General features: G+C 37.5%; 25 protein-coding genes. All 25 read right to left on the bottom strand.

The window, feature by feature from the left end:
- Positions 1–7: 7 nt before the first annotated feature.
- The 25 genes from secY to EI71_RS02285 all read right to left on the bottom strand — a co-directional run bounded on the left by secY (position 8) and on the right by EI71_RS02285 (position 13,664).
- The gene (gene secY / locus EI71_RS02405; protein ID WP_119015656.1) at positions 8–1,321 is read right to left on the bottom strand and encodes a preprotein translocase subunit SecY; all 1,314 of its coding nucleotides are present in this window, start codon (positions 1,319–1,321) and stop codon (positions 8–10) included.
- A 1-nt stretch (position 1,322) separates the two neighbouring features.
- Positions 1,323–1,763, bottom strand: coding sequence for a 50S ribosomal protein L15 (gene rplO / locus EI71_RS02400; protein ID WP_119015655.1), 441 nt, complete (start codon positions 1,761–1,763; stop codon positions 1,323–1,325).
- A gap of 18 nt (positions 1,764–1,781) precedes the next feature.
- Positions 1,782–1,955 (bottom strand): 50S ribosomal protein L30, encoded by a 174-nt coding sequence (gene rpmD, locus EI71_RS02395; RefSeq protein WP_119015654.1) that lies wholly within the window; start codon positions 1,953–1,955, stop codon positions 1,782–1,784.
- Between the two features lie 4 nt (positions 1,956–1,959).
- On the bottom strand, positions 1,960–2,481 hold the full coding sequence (gene rpsE, locus EI71_RS02390) for a 30S ribosomal protein S5 (RefSeq protein ID WP_119015653.1): 522 nt from the start codon (positions 2,479–2,481) through the stop codon (positions 1,960–1,962).
- A 15-nt stretch (positions 2,482–2,496) separates the two neighbouring features.
- A complete protein-coding gene (gene rplR, locus EI71_RS02385; RefSeq protein WP_119015652.1) occupies positions 2,497–2,859 on the bottom strand; it encodes a 50S ribosomal protein L18 in 363 nt (120 codons plus the stop codon).
- Between the two features lie 20 nt (positions 2,860–2,879).
- Positions 2,880–3,422, bottom strand: coding sequence for a 50S ribosomal protein L6 (rplF, locus tag EI71_RS02380; RefSeq protein WP_119015651.1), 543 nt, complete (start codon positions 3,420–3,422; stop codon positions 2,880–2,882).
- 41 nt (positions 3,423–3,463) lie between these two features.
- Positions 3,464–3,859, bottom strand: a complete 396-nt coding sequence (rpsH, locus tag EI71_RS02375) for a 30S ribosomal protein S8 (protein ID WP_119015650.1) — start codon at positions 3,857–3,859, stop codon at positions 3,464–3,466.
- 28 nt (positions 3,860–3,887) lie between these two features.
- Positions 3,888–4,073 carry a type Z 30S ribosomal protein S14 gene (locus EI71_RS02370; protein WP_119015649.1) on the bottom strand — a complete coding sequence of 62 codons (186 nt, stop codon included), beginning with the start codon at positions 4,071–4,073 and terminating at the stop codon, positions 3,888–3,890.
- Positions 4,074–4,092: 19 nt separating this feature from the next.
- A complete protein-coding gene (rplE, locus tag EI71_RS02365) occupies positions 4,093–4,632 on the bottom strand; it encodes a 50S ribosomal protein L5 (protein ID WP_119015648.1) in 540 nt (179 codons plus the stop codon).
- A 24-nt stretch (positions 4,633–4,656) separates the two neighbouring features.
- Positions 4,657–5,016, bottom strand: coding sequence for a 50S ribosomal protein L24 (gene rplX / locus EI71_RS02360; protein ID WP_119015647.1), 360 nt, complete (start codon positions 5,014–5,016; stop codon positions 4,657–4,659).
- Between the two features lie 17 nt (positions 5,017–5,033).
- A complete protein-coding gene (gene rplN, locus EI71_RS02355; protein ID WP_119015646.1) occupies positions 5,034–5,402 on the bottom strand; it encodes a 50S ribosomal protein L14 in 369 nt (122 codons plus the stop codon).
- 22 nt (positions 5,403–5,424) lie between these two features.
- Positions 5,425–5,685: a 30S ribosomal protein S17 gene (gene rpsQ, locus EI71_RS02350; protein WP_119015645.1), complete on the bottom strand. Its 261-nt coding sequence runs from the start codon at positions 5,683–5,685 to the stop codon at positions 5,425–5,427.
- 14 nt (positions 5,686–5,699) lie between these two features.
- Positions 5,700–5,900 carry a 50S ribosomal protein L29 gene (rpmC, locus tag EI71_RS02345; protein ID WP_119015644.1) on the bottom strand — a complete coding sequence of 67 codons (201 nt, stop codon included), beginning with the start codon at positions 5,898–5,900 and terminating at the stop codon, positions 5,700–5,702.
- Positions 5,901–5,902: 2 nt separating this feature from the next.
- Positions 5,903–6,316, bottom strand: coding sequence for a 50S ribosomal protein L16 (rplP, locus tag EI71_RS02340; RefSeq protein WP_119015643.1), 414 nt, complete (start codon positions 6,314–6,316; stop codon positions 5,903–5,905).
- Positions 6,317–6,318: 2 nt separating this feature from the next.
- A complete protein-coding gene (gene rpsC, locus EI71_RS02335; RefSeq protein WP_119015642.1) occupies positions 6,319–7,056 on the bottom strand; it encodes a 30S ribosomal protein S3 in 738 nt (245 codons plus the stop codon).
- A 14-nt stretch (positions 7,057–7,070) separates the two neighbouring features.
- A complete protein-coding gene (gene rplV / locus EI71_RS02330; protein ID WP_119015641.1) occupies positions 7,071–7,412 on the bottom strand; it encodes a 50S ribosomal protein L22 in 342 nt (113 codons plus the stop codon).
- A 20-nt stretch (positions 7,413–7,432) separates the two neighbouring features.
- On the bottom strand, positions 7,433–7,708 hold the full coding sequence (gene rpsS, locus EI71_RS02325; RefSeq protein WP_119015640.1) for a 30S ribosomal protein S19: 276 nt from the start codon (positions 7,706–7,708) through the stop codon (positions 7,433–7,435).
- Between the two features lie 11 nt (positions 7,709–7,719).
- Entirely contained in the window at positions 7,720–8,553 is an 834-nt protein-coding gene (gene rplB, locus EI71_RS02320; protein WP_119015639.1) for a 50S ribosomal protein L2, read from the bottom strand.
- A gap of 18 nt (positions 8,554–8,571) precedes the next feature.
- On the bottom strand, positions 8,572–8,859 hold the full coding sequence (rplW, locus tag EI71_RS02315; protein ID WP_119015638.1) for a 50S ribosomal protein L23: 288 nt from the start codon (positions 8,857–8,859) through the stop codon (positions 8,572–8,574).
- Between the two features lies 1 nt (position 8,860).
- The gene (gene rplD / locus EI71_RS02310) at positions 8,861–9,490 is read right to left on the bottom strand and encodes a 50S ribosomal protein L4 (protein ID WP_119015637.1); all 630 of its coding nucleotides are present in this window, start codon (positions 9,488–9,490) and stop codon (positions 8,861–8,863) included.
- Positions 9,491–9,508: 18 nt separating this feature from the next.
- Complete coding sequence (gene rplC, locus EI71_RS02305) at positions 9,509–10,153, bottom strand: 50S ribosomal protein L3 (protein WP_119015636.1); 645 nt, start codon at positions 10,151–10,153, stop codon at positions 9,509–9,511.
- 45 nt (positions 10,154–10,198) lie between these two features.
- Positions 10,199–10,507, bottom strand: coding sequence for a 30S ribosomal protein S10 (gene rpsJ, locus EI71_RS02300; protein WP_119015635.1), 309 nt, complete (start codon positions 10,505–10,507; stop codon positions 10,199–10,201).
- A 428-nt stretch (positions 10,508–10,935) separates the two neighbouring features.
- Positions 10,936–11,943 carry a ribose-phosphate diphosphokinase gene (locus EI71_RS02295; RefSeq protein ID WP_119015634.1) on the bottom strand — a complete coding sequence of 336 codons (1,008 nt, stop codon included), beginning with the start codon at positions 11,941–11,943 and terminating at the stop codon, positions 10,936–10,938.
- Between the two features lie 363 nt (positions 11,944–12,306).
- Complete coding sequence (locus tag EI71_RS02290; RefSeq protein WP_119015633.1) at positions 12,307–12,681, bottom strand: hypothetical protein; 375 nt, start codon at positions 12,679–12,681, stop codon at positions 12,307–12,309.
- Between the two features lie 71 nt (positions 12,682–12,752).
- Complete coding sequence (locus EI71_RS02285; RefSeq protein WP_119015632.1) at positions 12,753–13,664, bottom strand: DUF2188 domain-containing protein; 912 nt, start codon at positions 13,662–13,664, stop codon at positions 12,753–12,755.
- Between the last annotated feature and the right edge of the window lie 72 nt (positions 13,665–13,736).

Here is a 13,736-nt window from a genome sequence, read left to right as displayed (position 1 = left end):
CTCCTGATTAATCTAAGAAGCCTTTGTATTCCTTAGTCTCGGATGCAGTCTCAATCTGACGGAATGTTTCAATAGCAACACCGACAATAATGATTAAGGATGTACCACCAACTGTAATACTAGAAGCTTCGCTACTAGAAAATTGGAATGCTTTTGATACAATAATTGGTACCATAGCTAAAACTACTAGATATAAAGCACCGATTTCTGTAATTCTGAACAACATCTTAGATAGCTGATGCTTTGTTTCCTCACCTGGACGGTAACCAGGAATGTAGGCACCCTGTTTTTCAAGGTTGTCTGCAATCTTTTCAGGATCAAGCTGCATAAAGCTATAGAAGAAGCTGAAGAATACAATAAAGATAATATAAATTGCAATACCGATTGGCTCAGAAGTTGAGAATATCTGATTAATCCAATAAGCACCTGTAGATGTCTCAGTCTGTAATCCTAATACACCAATAATTGTCATTGGAATTGACATAATTGTTGATGCAAAGATTACTGGGATTACGGATGCACTATTAAGCTTAATAGGAATATCTGAACCCTGCTGACCTGCCTGACGGTTTGCATATTGAACAGGAACCTTTCTTACAGCTCCTTCGAAGTATACAACTGCTAGAATCATCGCTACATATAAAACGATAATTAAAATGTATAAGAATAAATTCAAGCCTGAGTAGGCATCTCCTAAATACTTACCATTTAATGTTGTAAACATTCTTGGGATAGATGAAATGATACCTGCGGCAATGATAATAGATGAACCATTACCAATACCATGACGTGTAATTAAATCAGCTAACCACATAGTAAATGCAGAACCTGCTGTAATTACAACTGCCATATAAATATAGAATACCCAGAAGGCACCTCTATATTGAATTAAGGAATTTCCTAATACATTTTCAGGTTTAGAACCTAAACTGAAAATGATTAGTAAAGCTTGAACCATAGAAATAACAATTGTTAAATATCTTGTTACACGGTTAAGCTTTTCCTTACCGTTTTCTCCCTGCTCACCCCAGTCCTTTAATGTTGGGATAACCATCTGTAACATTTGGACTACGATAGATGCAGTAATGTATGGCGAAATACCTAATGCTAGAATGGAGAAATGTGATAAACCTCCACCAGAAAAGGCATTCAAAACTGTTAAGAAATCATTTCCCGAAATTAAATTCGTAATGGTTGACGTATCAATCAAAGGGATTGGAATATATGTTCCAGCCTTAAACACCAACAGCAAAGCAAATGTAATTAATATCTTAAGAACAACCTCACGGTTGCTTAAGATAAGTTTTGCTTTATTAAACAAATTACTTTACCTCTTCAACAGAGCCGCCCTTAGCTTCGATAGCCTTCTTTGCAGCTTCTGAGAACTTGTTTGCCTTTACTGTTAATTTCTTTGTTAATTCGCCATTACCTAATACCTTAACACCATCTTTTACATCCTTGATTAGGGCTGCCTTAACTAATGCTTCTGCATCAACTACAGCACCATCCTCAAATACGTTAAGCTTCTCAACGTTAACAACAGCATATTCTACCTTGTTATGGTTGTGGAAACCTCTCTTAGGTAAACGCTGGAATAATGGTAACTGTCCACCTTCGAAACCTGGACGAACGCCACCGCCAGAACGTGCGTTCTGACCCTTAGTACCTTTACCTGAAGTATGACCGATACCAGAACCGATACCACGGCCTAATCTCTTCTTATAATGTCTAGCACCCTGAACTGGACTTAAATTATTTAACATTTCTAGGTACCTCCTTTATTATTCCTGTACAACCTTTACCATATGTGCAATGGTAACGATCATACCCTTAATAGCTTCATTTTCCTCTTTTGTTACTGTCTGGCCAATCTTAGTTAAGCCTAATGCCTTTGCAGTAGCAACCTGGTTTGGCTTCTTGCCAATTAAACTCTTTACTAGTGTAATCTTATACATGATATTAACCTAAGATCTCTTCAACTGTTAAACCACGTCTTGCAGCGATCTGCTCAACAGTCTCTAAGCTCTTTAACCCTTCTACTGTAGCTCTTACAACATTGATAGGTGTTGAAGAACCAAGTGATTTTGAAAGAATATCTGAAATACCAGCTAATTCTACAACTGCACGAACTGGACCACCAGCGATAACACCGGTACCTTCAGCAGCAGGTGCTAAGAATACACGGCCAGCGCCGTATACACCAGTTACTTCGTGAGGAATAGTTGTCTTTACTGTAGCAACAGTAATCATATTCTTCTTTGCAGATTCAACTGCCTTCTTAATTGCATCAGGAACTTCGTTAGCCTTACCTGTACCGAATCCTACTCTTCCTTTTCTGTCACCAATAACTACTAGTGCAGCAAAGCGGTAACGTCTACCACCCTTAACAACCTTAGTTACACGGTTGATAGTTACAACACGCTCTTCGAACTCTGGTTCAGCAACAACTTCTTCCTTACGCTGATCACGATCTGTACGCATAAAGTCTATACCTCCTTAGAATTTTAAGCCTGCAGCTCTTGCTGCATCAGCTAATGCTGCAACACGTCCATGGTATAAATAACCACCACGGTCAAATACTACAGCTTCAATCTTAGCTGCTAATGCACGCTTTGCAACTAATTCACCTACTGCCTTAGCTGCCTCTACATTAGAGCCGTTATTTAAAGAAATTTCCTTATCTAGTGAAGAAGCACTAACTAATGTCTTACCAGATAAATCATCAATAACCTGAGCATAAATCTGCTTGTTAGATCTAAATACAACTAATCTAGGCTTAGCAGCTGTGCCCTTTAGTGTCTGACGAAGACGTAAATGTCTCTTCTGACGTGTAACGTTCTTTGATACTTTACTAATCATATGTTATGTACTCCTTTCAACTACTTCTTAGCAGTCTTACCTTCCTTACGACGGATATGCTCGTAATCATACTTAATACCCTTGCCCTTGTAAGGTTCAGGCTTTCTGATTTCACGAATCTCAGCCGCAAACTGACCAACTAACTGCTTATCAATACCAGAAATAATAATCTGAGTATTCTTTGGTAATTCTACCTTTAATCCTGCAGGAACTTCCATATCTACTGTATGAGAATAACCTGCGGATACAACTAGCTTACCGCCCTGAAGTGCAGCACGGTAACCTACACCGTTGATTTCAAGAGTCTTCTTGAAGCCTTCGGATACACCGACAACCATGTTGTGTAATAATGCACGAGTTGTACCATGGAATGTCTTCATTTCTTTTGAATCATTTGGACGCTTAACAACGATTTCTGTTGCCTGAACGTCAATTTCTAGTGCGCTATTGAACTTATTAACAAGCTCTCCCTTAGGGCCCTTTACGGTAACTAGATTACCCTCAGCAACGCTGACTGTAACGCCTGCAGGAAGTGGAATAGCCTTATTTCCTATTCTGGACATTTTAATTTTCTCCTTAAAAATTTTTGTATGTTGGTTTTATATTACCAAACGTAAGCTAATACTTCTCCACCGATCTTTAGCTTACGAGCCTGTTTATCAGACATAATACCCTGAGATGTAGAGATGATTGCAACACCTAAACCATTTAATACCTTTGGTAAATCCTCTGCTGTAGAGTATACATGTAAGGATGGCTTAGAGATTCTCTTTAAACCCTTGATTACTCTTGAGTTATTCTCAGTGTACTTTAATGTAATTGTTGTATTACTCTTAACATCGCTTGAAACTGTGTAGTCAGCAATGAATCCTTCTGCCTTAAGTACATCTAAAATTGCACTTTTAGTCTTGGAACTTGGAACTACAACTGTTTCATGACGCATAGCATTTGCGTTCTTAATACGAGTTAACATATCTGCAATTGGATCTGTCATCATTATTGATATTCCTCCTTATTAAACTTTCAGATTACCAGGAAGCCTTTTTAACGCCTGGAATCTGACCCTTGTATGCTAATTCACGGAAACAAATACGGCATAACTTGAACTTACTGATTACAGCATGTGGACGACCACAACGCTCACATCTAGTATATTCACGAGCACTATATTTTGGTTTTCTATGATTCTTAACAATCATTGATGTCTTTGCCATAGTTTATTATCCTTCCTTATTACTTTCTGAAAGGCATACCCATTAAAGTTAATAGAGCACGACCTTCTTCATCTGTTGCAGCTGTAGTTACGATAACGATATCCATACCACGAACCTTCTTAACCTTATCGAAATTAATTTCAGGGAAGATTAACTGTTCCTTAACACCTAAAGTATAATTTCCACGACCATCAAATGCATTTGGATTGATACCACGGAAGTCACGTACACGTGGAAGAGAAATAGATACTAACTTATCAAAGAACTCATACATTCTTTCTCCTCTTAATGTAACCTTGCAACCGATTGGCATACCTTCACGAAGCTTGAAGTTAGCGATAGACTTCTTAGCTTTTGTAACAACTGGCTTCTGACCTGCAATTAATGTTAATTCTTCAACAGCATCATCTAATACCTTAGAATTTGCTACTGCATCACCTACACCCATGTTGATAACGATCTTTTCAAGTCTAGGGATCTGCATAGAAGACTTATAAGCAAACTTGTTTGCTAACTCTGTTCTAACGGAAGTATTGTATTTTTCCTGTAAACGATTCATAATTCTTTCTCCTTACCCTAAATTTTACTTATCGAACTCATACTGAGTTTCGTCCTTAGCAACTCTAATCTTCTTAGTCTTGCCGTTCTTGTCTGTAACAACCTTAATACCAACTCTTACTGCCTTGTTAGTCTTAGGGTTTAATAACATAACATTAGAAGCATCGATTGGAGCTTCCTCCTCAACGATTCCACCATCAGGATTAGCCTGAGTTGGCTTCTTGTGCTTCTTAACCTTGTTTACACCCTCTACAACAACCTTGTTTGTAGCTGGGTAAACTCTTAATACCTTACCTGTTGTAGGGGTAAGATTTCCTTTTTTGTCCTTTGTAAACTTATCTTTACCAGCAATGACAACTACTGTATCTCCAGTCTTAATCTGCATACTAAGTTTACCTCCTCTTAAAGTACTTCTGGCGCCAAGGATACGATTTTCATGAAATCCTTGTCACGTAGCTCACGTGCTACTGGGCCAAAGATACGAGTACCTCTTGGAGTCTTGTCTTCACGGATGATAACAGCTGCGTTCTCATCAAACTTAATGTAAGAACCATCAGCTCTGTGTAAGCCAGCCTTTGTACGTACAATAACTGCCTTAACTACGTCACCCTTCTTTACCTGTCCATTAGGAGCAGCATCCTTAACAGAACATACAACGATGTCACCAACGTTTGCATATCTGTGTAATGCACCACCTAATACCTTAATAATTAATAATTCACGAGCACCGCTATTATCAGCGACTGCTAATCTTGTTTCCTGCTGAACCATGATATTACCTCCTGATCCTTCATTAAATAGTTTCCTTAGCCTTAACTACTTCAACTAAGATATACTTCTTAGTCTTAGATAGAGGTCTAGTCTCCATGAATTTAACAACATCGCCAGTCTTAGCTACATTGTTTTCATCATGTACATGGAACTTAGAAGATTTTTTAACTCTCTTCTTGTAGATTGGATGAACACCAAATGTGTCAACGGAAACAACGATTGTCTTTTCCATCTTATCAGAAACTACTGTTCCTGTGAAAAACTTACGAACATTACGCTCCATATGTTGCTTCCTCCTTACTCAGCCTTGCTAGCAGACTTTTCTGTTAAAACAGTCTTTAATCTAGCAATATCTCTCTTGATTTCGTTCATACGAGCAGGCTTTTCAATGTTACCAAGAGCAGCCTGGAACTTTAAGTTGAATAATTCTTCCTTTAAGTCAGCGATCTTTTTGTTGATCTGATCTTCAGTTAAATTACGAATATCTTTTGCCTTCATGACTACTCACCTACTCTTTTAATAATCTTAGTAGAACAAGGTAACTTATGAGAAGCTAAACGTAGTGCTTCACGAGCGATATCCTCTGGAACACCAGCTACTTCAAATAAGATAACATCCTTCTTTGCTACTGCTACCCAAACTTCAGGAGCACCCTTACCAGAACCCATACGTACTGCTAGAGGCTTCTTAGTCTTACTTACATGTGGGAATACTTTAATCCATACCTGTCCCTGACGGTTCATCTTACGAGTGATTGCTACTCTGGCAGCCTCAATCTGCTGAGAAGTTAACCAGCAGCCTTCAGTTGCTACTAATCCGAATTCACCGAATGCGAAATCAGTACCACCCTTAGCATGTCCATGGTAGTAAACTCTATGTGGACGACGGAACTTTACTCTCTTAGGCATTAACATAATTATTTACCTCCCTTAGAGCCTTCAGCAGTTTCTTTCTTTGCTGGTCTTGGCTTACGAACAGGACGCTTGTTGTCAGCAACCTCTCTTGAAGGGATTTCGAATAATTCGCCCTTGTAAATCCAAACCTTAATACCTAACTTACCATAAGTTGTATGTGCTTCAGCAACTGCATAATCAACATCAGCTCTTAAAGTTGCTAGAGGAACCTGGCCCTCTCTATAGCCTTCAGATCTTGCCATTTCAGCTCCACCTAAACGACCGGAAATTAATGTCTTTGCACCCTTAGCGCCACGCTTCATGGCTCTTTGGATTGCAACCTTCTGAACTCTACGGAAAGAAGCACGAGCCTCTAACTGTTCAGCAATTGATTTTGCAACTAATGTTGCATCTAATTCAGGAACCTTAACTTCAACGATGTTGAAGATGATTTCCTTCTTTGTCTTATACGCTAATTCTTTTACTACAGCGTTCTTAGTTTCAGCGTCCTTACCGATTACCTGACCTGGCTTAGCAGTATATAATGTAATCTTAACGCGATCCTTGTTGTTATTGCCCTTAACACGTTCGATAATAACACGTGAAACGCTAGCCTTTGCATACTTCTGCTCTAAATACTTACGGATTGCTAAATCCTCATGTAATAAATCAGCTACCTTTGTCTTTTCTGCATACCATGCAGCATCCCAATCACGGTTGATACCAACACGTAATCCTAATGGACTTACTTTCTGACCCATGTGTTATATACCTCCTACTTAGATTCTTTCTCTGCAACAACAACTGTAACGTTGCAGGTTCTTTTCTGAATAACATCACCACGGCCCTTAGCACGAGGTAACATTCTCTTCATTCTTACACCATCTGTAACATAGCATGTCTTAACATATAAGTTATTAACATCCATGTTATAATTATGCTCTGCATTTGCGACTGCAGAGTCTAATACCTTTAAAACTACTTCTGTAGCCATCTTGTTTGTAAGCTTCAAAATAGCCTTTGCTTCAGCTACATCCTTATTACGGATTAGGTCAACAACAAGACGAGCCTTACGAGGAGTAATTCTAACAGTATTTGCAATAGCCTTTGCTTCCATTATGATTTTTCTCCTTTATACTATTTCTTAGCTTTTTTATCGTCTGCATCATGTCCATGATAAGTTCTAGTTGGAGCGAATTCGCCTAACTTATGACCTACCATATCCTCAGTAACATATACCGGAACATGTTCACGACCGTTATATACTGCAATAGTTAAACCAACGAATGCTGGGAAAATTGTAGATCTACGAGACCAAGTCTGAATAACCTTCTTATCTCCAGCCTGAGCTGCTTCAACCTTCTTCATTAAGTGGCCATCAACGAATGGGCCTTTTTTAATTGAACGAGCCATATTGTTCCTCCTTATTTACCATTTCTTCTACGAACGATAAGCTTATCAGAAGCTTTCTTGTGCTTACGAGTCTTTAAACCTAATGCTGGCTTGCCCCAAGGTGTCATTGGAGAAGGACGACCTACTGGACACTTACCTTCACCACCTCCATGAGGGTGATCATTAGGGTTCATAACAGAACCACGAACCTCTGGTCTTAAGCCCATATGACGAGCTCTACCAGCCTTACCAATTCTTACTAACTCATGAGATTCATTACCAACTTCACCGATTGTAGCCTTACAAGTAGCTAAAACCTTACGAACTTCGCCTGAACCTAAACGAACTAATACATAACCTTCTTCACGACCTAGGATCTGAGCAGATACACCAGCAGATCTTGCTAGCTGTCCACCCTTACCAGGATGTAACTCGATGTTATGAATTAAGCTACCTACTGGAATGTTTACGATTGGAAGTGCATTACCAACCTTGATATCAGCATCCTTACCAGATACTAATACAGTTCCTACTGTTAATCCCTTAGGAGCTAAGATATATCTCTTTTCACCATCTGCATAGAATAATAATGCGATATTTGCAGAACGGTTTGGATCGTATTCAATAGACTTTACTGTTGCTGGAATACCATCCTTATTTCTCTTGAAGTCAATGATACGGTACTGTCTCTTAGCACCACCACCCTGATGACGAACTGTGATCTTACCAGTGTTGTTACGACCACCATTCTTCTTTGCAGGAGCTAATAATGACTTTTCAGGAGTGTCAGTTGTGATTTCATCAAAAGTTAACACTGACATGTTACGTCTACCATTAGACGTTGGCTTATATTTTCTAACTGCCATAGTTAATATTTCCTCCTATTAAATCTCGAAAGCGTCGATCTTGTTGCCTTCTGCTAACTTGCAGATTGCCTTCTTGTATGCTGGCTTGAAGCCTTCATGCTGACCAACTCTTGTATGCTTAGGTAATACGTTAACTGTTGCTACAGATACAACCTTTACCTTAAAAATTTCTTCAACAGCATTCTTGATTTCAACCTTATTAGCTGACTTAAGAACCTTGAATGTGTACTTGTTATAGTTTTCCTTTAGAGCCATTGACTTTTCTGTAATGATTGGGCCCTGGATAATATCGAATGCCTTAGTCATATTACTTCAATACCTCCTCGAAATACTTAACTGCTGCTTCTGTTAATACTAAGTTCTTATAGCATAATAACTCATAAACAGATGCATTGTTTGCTGGTGTTAAATATACACCATTGATGTTACGAGATGCTAAAACCTGAGTCTCGTTGAACTCTTCTGGAGCTACAACTACAACTGTCTTACCATCAGCCTTGATGTTAGCTAATAACTTAACAAAGTTCTTAGTCTTTGCATCAGCTAATGTAACGTTCTCAACTGCGATTAGCTTATTCTCATTAACGAAATATGTTAAGGTATTCTTCATACCTAACTGCTTAACCTTCTTGTTTAACTTGAAAGCATAGCTTCTTGGTGTAGGACCAAATACTGTTCCACCACCAACCCACTGTGGTGCACGAGTGGATCCCTGACGAGCACGTCCTGTACCCTTCTGTCTCCAAGGCTTCTTACCACCGCCGCGAACTTCGCTACGGCCCTTAGTGTCATGAGTACCCTGTCTCATAGCAGCTCTCTGTGCGTTTACTACATCGTATACAACCTGCTTATTGATTTCAACGCCGAATACTGCTTCGCTTAATTCTAAATCCTTAACTTTTTCACCGGACTGATTTAATACTGCGATTGTTGGCATAATAAATCTCCTTCCCTATTACTTAACAGCCTTTACAGCTGTCTTGATTACTACGAATCCCTTCTTAGGACCTGGAACATTACCACGGATTAAGATTAACTCTCTTTCAGCATCAACCTTAGCAATTGTAAGGTTCTGTAATGTAACAGTCTCGGAACCCATATGTCCTGGTAACTTCTTACCTTTTAAGTTACCCTTAATTGCGCCTAAAGAACCAACTTCGCGGTGACAAGCAGATACACCGTGAGTCATTCTAAGTCTAGCATGGTTATATCTCTTGATTGTACCAGCAAATCCCTTACCCTTGGAAGTACCAGTAACATCTACGATATCACCTGCTGCAAAAATATCACATTTAATTTCTTGGCCTACGTTGTAAGATAACAAATCATTTCCCTGTGCTTCGGAGAAACGGAATTCTCTGATGAAGCGCTTAGGAGCAGTGTTAGCCTTAGCTACGTGACCCTGTTCAGGCTTGTTAGAAAGATTTACCTTCTTGTTTGCAACACCAACCTGGACAGCAACATAACCATCGTTTTCAACTGTCTTCTGCTGTAATACTACATTTTCAGAACAGTCAACAATGGTAACTGGAACTAAATTTCCAGCTGCATCGAAAATTTGAGTCATGCCCAATTTTCTACCTAAGATTCCCTTAGCCATTTGAAATTTTCCTCTTTTCTAATATTTTTTGATTTTTTGTTTTAATTACTTCTTTAATACGATATCTACACCAGAAGGTAGATCAATGTGCATTAAAGCGTCAATTGTCTGTGGAGTTGGATCCACAATTTCGATTAATCTCTTATGAGTTCTTCTTTCGAACTGCTCACGAGAATCCTTGTTAACATGAACAGATCTTAAGATTGTGAAAACTTCCTTCTCTGTTGGAAGAGGGATTGGTCCGTTTACAACAGAACCTGTCTTCTTAACACTGTCAACAATCTTCTTTGCTGACTGGTCTAATAATCTGTGATCATAAGACTTTAAACGAATTTTAATTTTTTCTTTTGCCATTTTTAATTGCTCCTTTCGCCTATAATCTGCGTATAGACTTGCTCCATGGGAAAACCTAACACACGGTTAATGACAACGCTCTTCGGTGTGTCAGCAACCTCCCACTTCACAGCCACTTCTTGCTCGATATAGAGCCTTCTCTATTATACAGGAAAAGTTTTGTCAATGCAAGTTCTTTTTTATTATTTTCTTTATTATATATAAATATATAATAGGGGGTAATTTATTAAAAATAATCTATCCAGATAACAAAAAGACCCTAAGTTATACTATAGGATCTATATTTTAATCTTTTTTTAATGAAAACTTCACTTTCATAGGGATTATGTAAAAGAATTTGTTCCCCTATCGCGTGCGCGTATGCACGCATATATGTATACATATGTATGTGCATATATATTAAAAGGAAGGCGCATGCCTTCCCTATTTTAATTTTTTCTTTGCTTCTTTAATTCCTCATCCTTATTTGGGTCATAAGCAAGCATTGCATGTAAGAAATCAATCAAATGCTTACCCTCCTGGAAGGTTTTAATAATACCTATAACTACTCTAGATAAATCTAGATATTCAATCTTATCATTAATAAGCTCATTAGATTTATCTATAGTATTCGTAATAATGACTTTAGTAATATCAGGATATTCACTTAATTTCTTTATAGAATTATCTGAAAATACTCCATGCGTACAGAAAATATAAATATCCTTAGCTCCAAGCATCTTAAGCTCAGACGAAGCCTTCATTAATGTTCCACCGGTATCGACTAAATCATCTACTATGATGGCATTTTTATTTTCTACATTACCGATAACCTGCATAGAAGCAACCTCGTTGGCCTTTTCTCTATATTTATTAACAACAACTAAATTAGGGATTCCTGCAGCGTTCATAAACGCTCTAGCACGAACGACTCCACCATGGTCTGGGGAAACGACAACATCGTCATTTGGGTTAAATGTTGGAGGACAGGACTTTCTCCAAATAGAGCCTAAAATGGCAGAAACTGGAATATTATCAATAGGAATACTATAGAATCCCTCAATCTGCGGTGCATGTAAATCGAAGGTAATAACCCTAGTTATGCCTGAGGTTTGAAGTAAATCCGCAACTAATCTTGCAGTAATTGGCTGCCAAGGATTCATTCTTCTATCTTGTCTTGCATAGCCTAAATATGGCGTAAATAGACAAACGGATTTTGCAGATGCTCTTCTTAAGGCGTCAGCACAAATCATTATCTTAACTAAATTCTCATTTACAGGGTGAGATACGGATGCTAGTAAAATAACATCATCTCCACGTACAGGCTCTAATAATTCAACAAGCATTTCTCCATCTTTAAAATGAGAAAACTTATAAGATATAATATCTTCCTTTTTAAATGCCTTTTCTACATTTCTTCCTAAATTGCTTTCTTCTAATATAAGTACTCGATACATATAAAAACCATCAGGGTGACAAGGCCTGACATTCCCCTTTAAATAGATTTCTTAATAATTGTCATCTTACTATTTAAAAGAAAAATAATTTAATAAATAATCGCTTCTACCAATTCTATTTTAACATAAGGAATATAGAATATCATTACTTTTTTAAAGTAAAAGAAAAGCTGAGAGCCAAATATTCTCTCAACTAGCTTATTTCGATAGCGATGGAAAGACCATTGAATAAAGAGTCAAAGCTCTAAATGGTTTTAACGAGATCACATATGTGTCTCAATGATTAAATAACTTTCCATCACTACTATTATACATTAATATTAGAAATAAAAAAACATCCAAACGGATGTCTTTTATAAGTGCTTATCTAAATAATTCAGGTTTTTCCTCACGTAAAATTTCTAAGCATTCCTCTTCTTCCATTTCTTCCCATAAGCACATAAATTCACTACGGTCTAAAATAAACTTTTCACCAAAGAATTGTTTAACTAAAAATTCTGATGGACAATAATCCTCTGGAAGATGGCTTGTGAAATCATCAGCTTTAACCCAGGATGCTGTAATCTCATCCATTGGTTCTAAGATTTCTTCAACTAAAATTGCAGCAATAGTTTCTTCTTCTGGAACATAAACTAAATAATGTGGTTCTTCTTTTTCACTTGAAGAATATAAGAATCTTGCTAAGGGATAGCATTCGATAACATCATCTGAATATTTTGCTTTTACTAATTTAATCATTTTAACTCTCCTTTTACACCTCTCTATTATAACAAAAAAACTAAGAGCGGATACTCTTAGTTTTGAATAATTTAGAATTTTCTAATCTTACCATTTAAGCCATGTAAGATTACATACGAGCCATCATTCTTATTCTTAGCTAATTGCTTAGCATAATCTAATGCTTCCTCTTGATAATCAAATAGCTTAATTACCTTATTAGATTCTTGGATAAACACCTTCCATACACGGTCTTCTCTTGTTTCGCCACGCTTAGATACATGATAAACAGTCTTACCACTAGTATCCTTTTTAGGTTTAGCTGTCATTATCATTTTAGACATATCTACTGGCTTTTTAGTTTCTGTTACTAGCTTCTTTGGTTTTTCTTCTTTCTTAGTTGCCATATTATCATTCTCCTTTGCTTGTTGTGCTTGGCGAGCAAGTCTTGCTTTTCTTAGGTTTTCCATTTGCCTTGCTTTCTTTTCTTCTAAAGTAAGAGGTCTTTCAGGTTCTTTTTCTTCCATTTTTTGTTCTACCTTTTCTTCTACAATTGGCTTTTCTTCTGGTTTTTCTTCTACTTTAGGTTCTTCCTTTACCAAAGGCTTAGGAGCTACTACCTTTTTAATAGGCTTTTCCTCTTTCTTTGGTTCAGGTTCTTTTTTTACCTCAGGCTTTTCCTCTGCCTTAGCCACCTTTAATGGCTTTGATGGAGCTTTAGCTTCATTAGCCTTTTTTGGTTCTTCCTTTACTTCTTTCTTTTCAATAACCTTTTTCTCTTCTACCTTAGGTAAATCCTCGTCATCCTCAAAATAGATTGGCTCAGATGCTTCTTCATCAAGCTCTTTAATTCGATCCTTTAGAATTAAATCCTCTTCTTCTACTGTTAGTGGGGCTTTAACTTCTAAGTCTTCTTTGGTTACCTTACTAGAAGGTTTTTTACCTATTGGTTTTGTAGTATCCTTTTGTGTGGATACTGCAGGAATAGAATTAAATAATGCCATATCTTACCTCCAAAAATAACACAGTTAGCCTTTTATAATATTATACATATTATTACAAGAAATGTCTATTTC

The sequence above is a fragment of the Anaeroplasma bactoclasticum genome (assembly GCF_003550015.1).
GTDB lineage: Bacteria > Bacillota_I > Bacilli_A > Acholeplasmatales > Anaeroplasmataceae > Anaeroplasma > Anaeroplasma bactoclasticum.
This window is presented reverse-complemented; position numbering and strand designations above follow the sequence as displayed.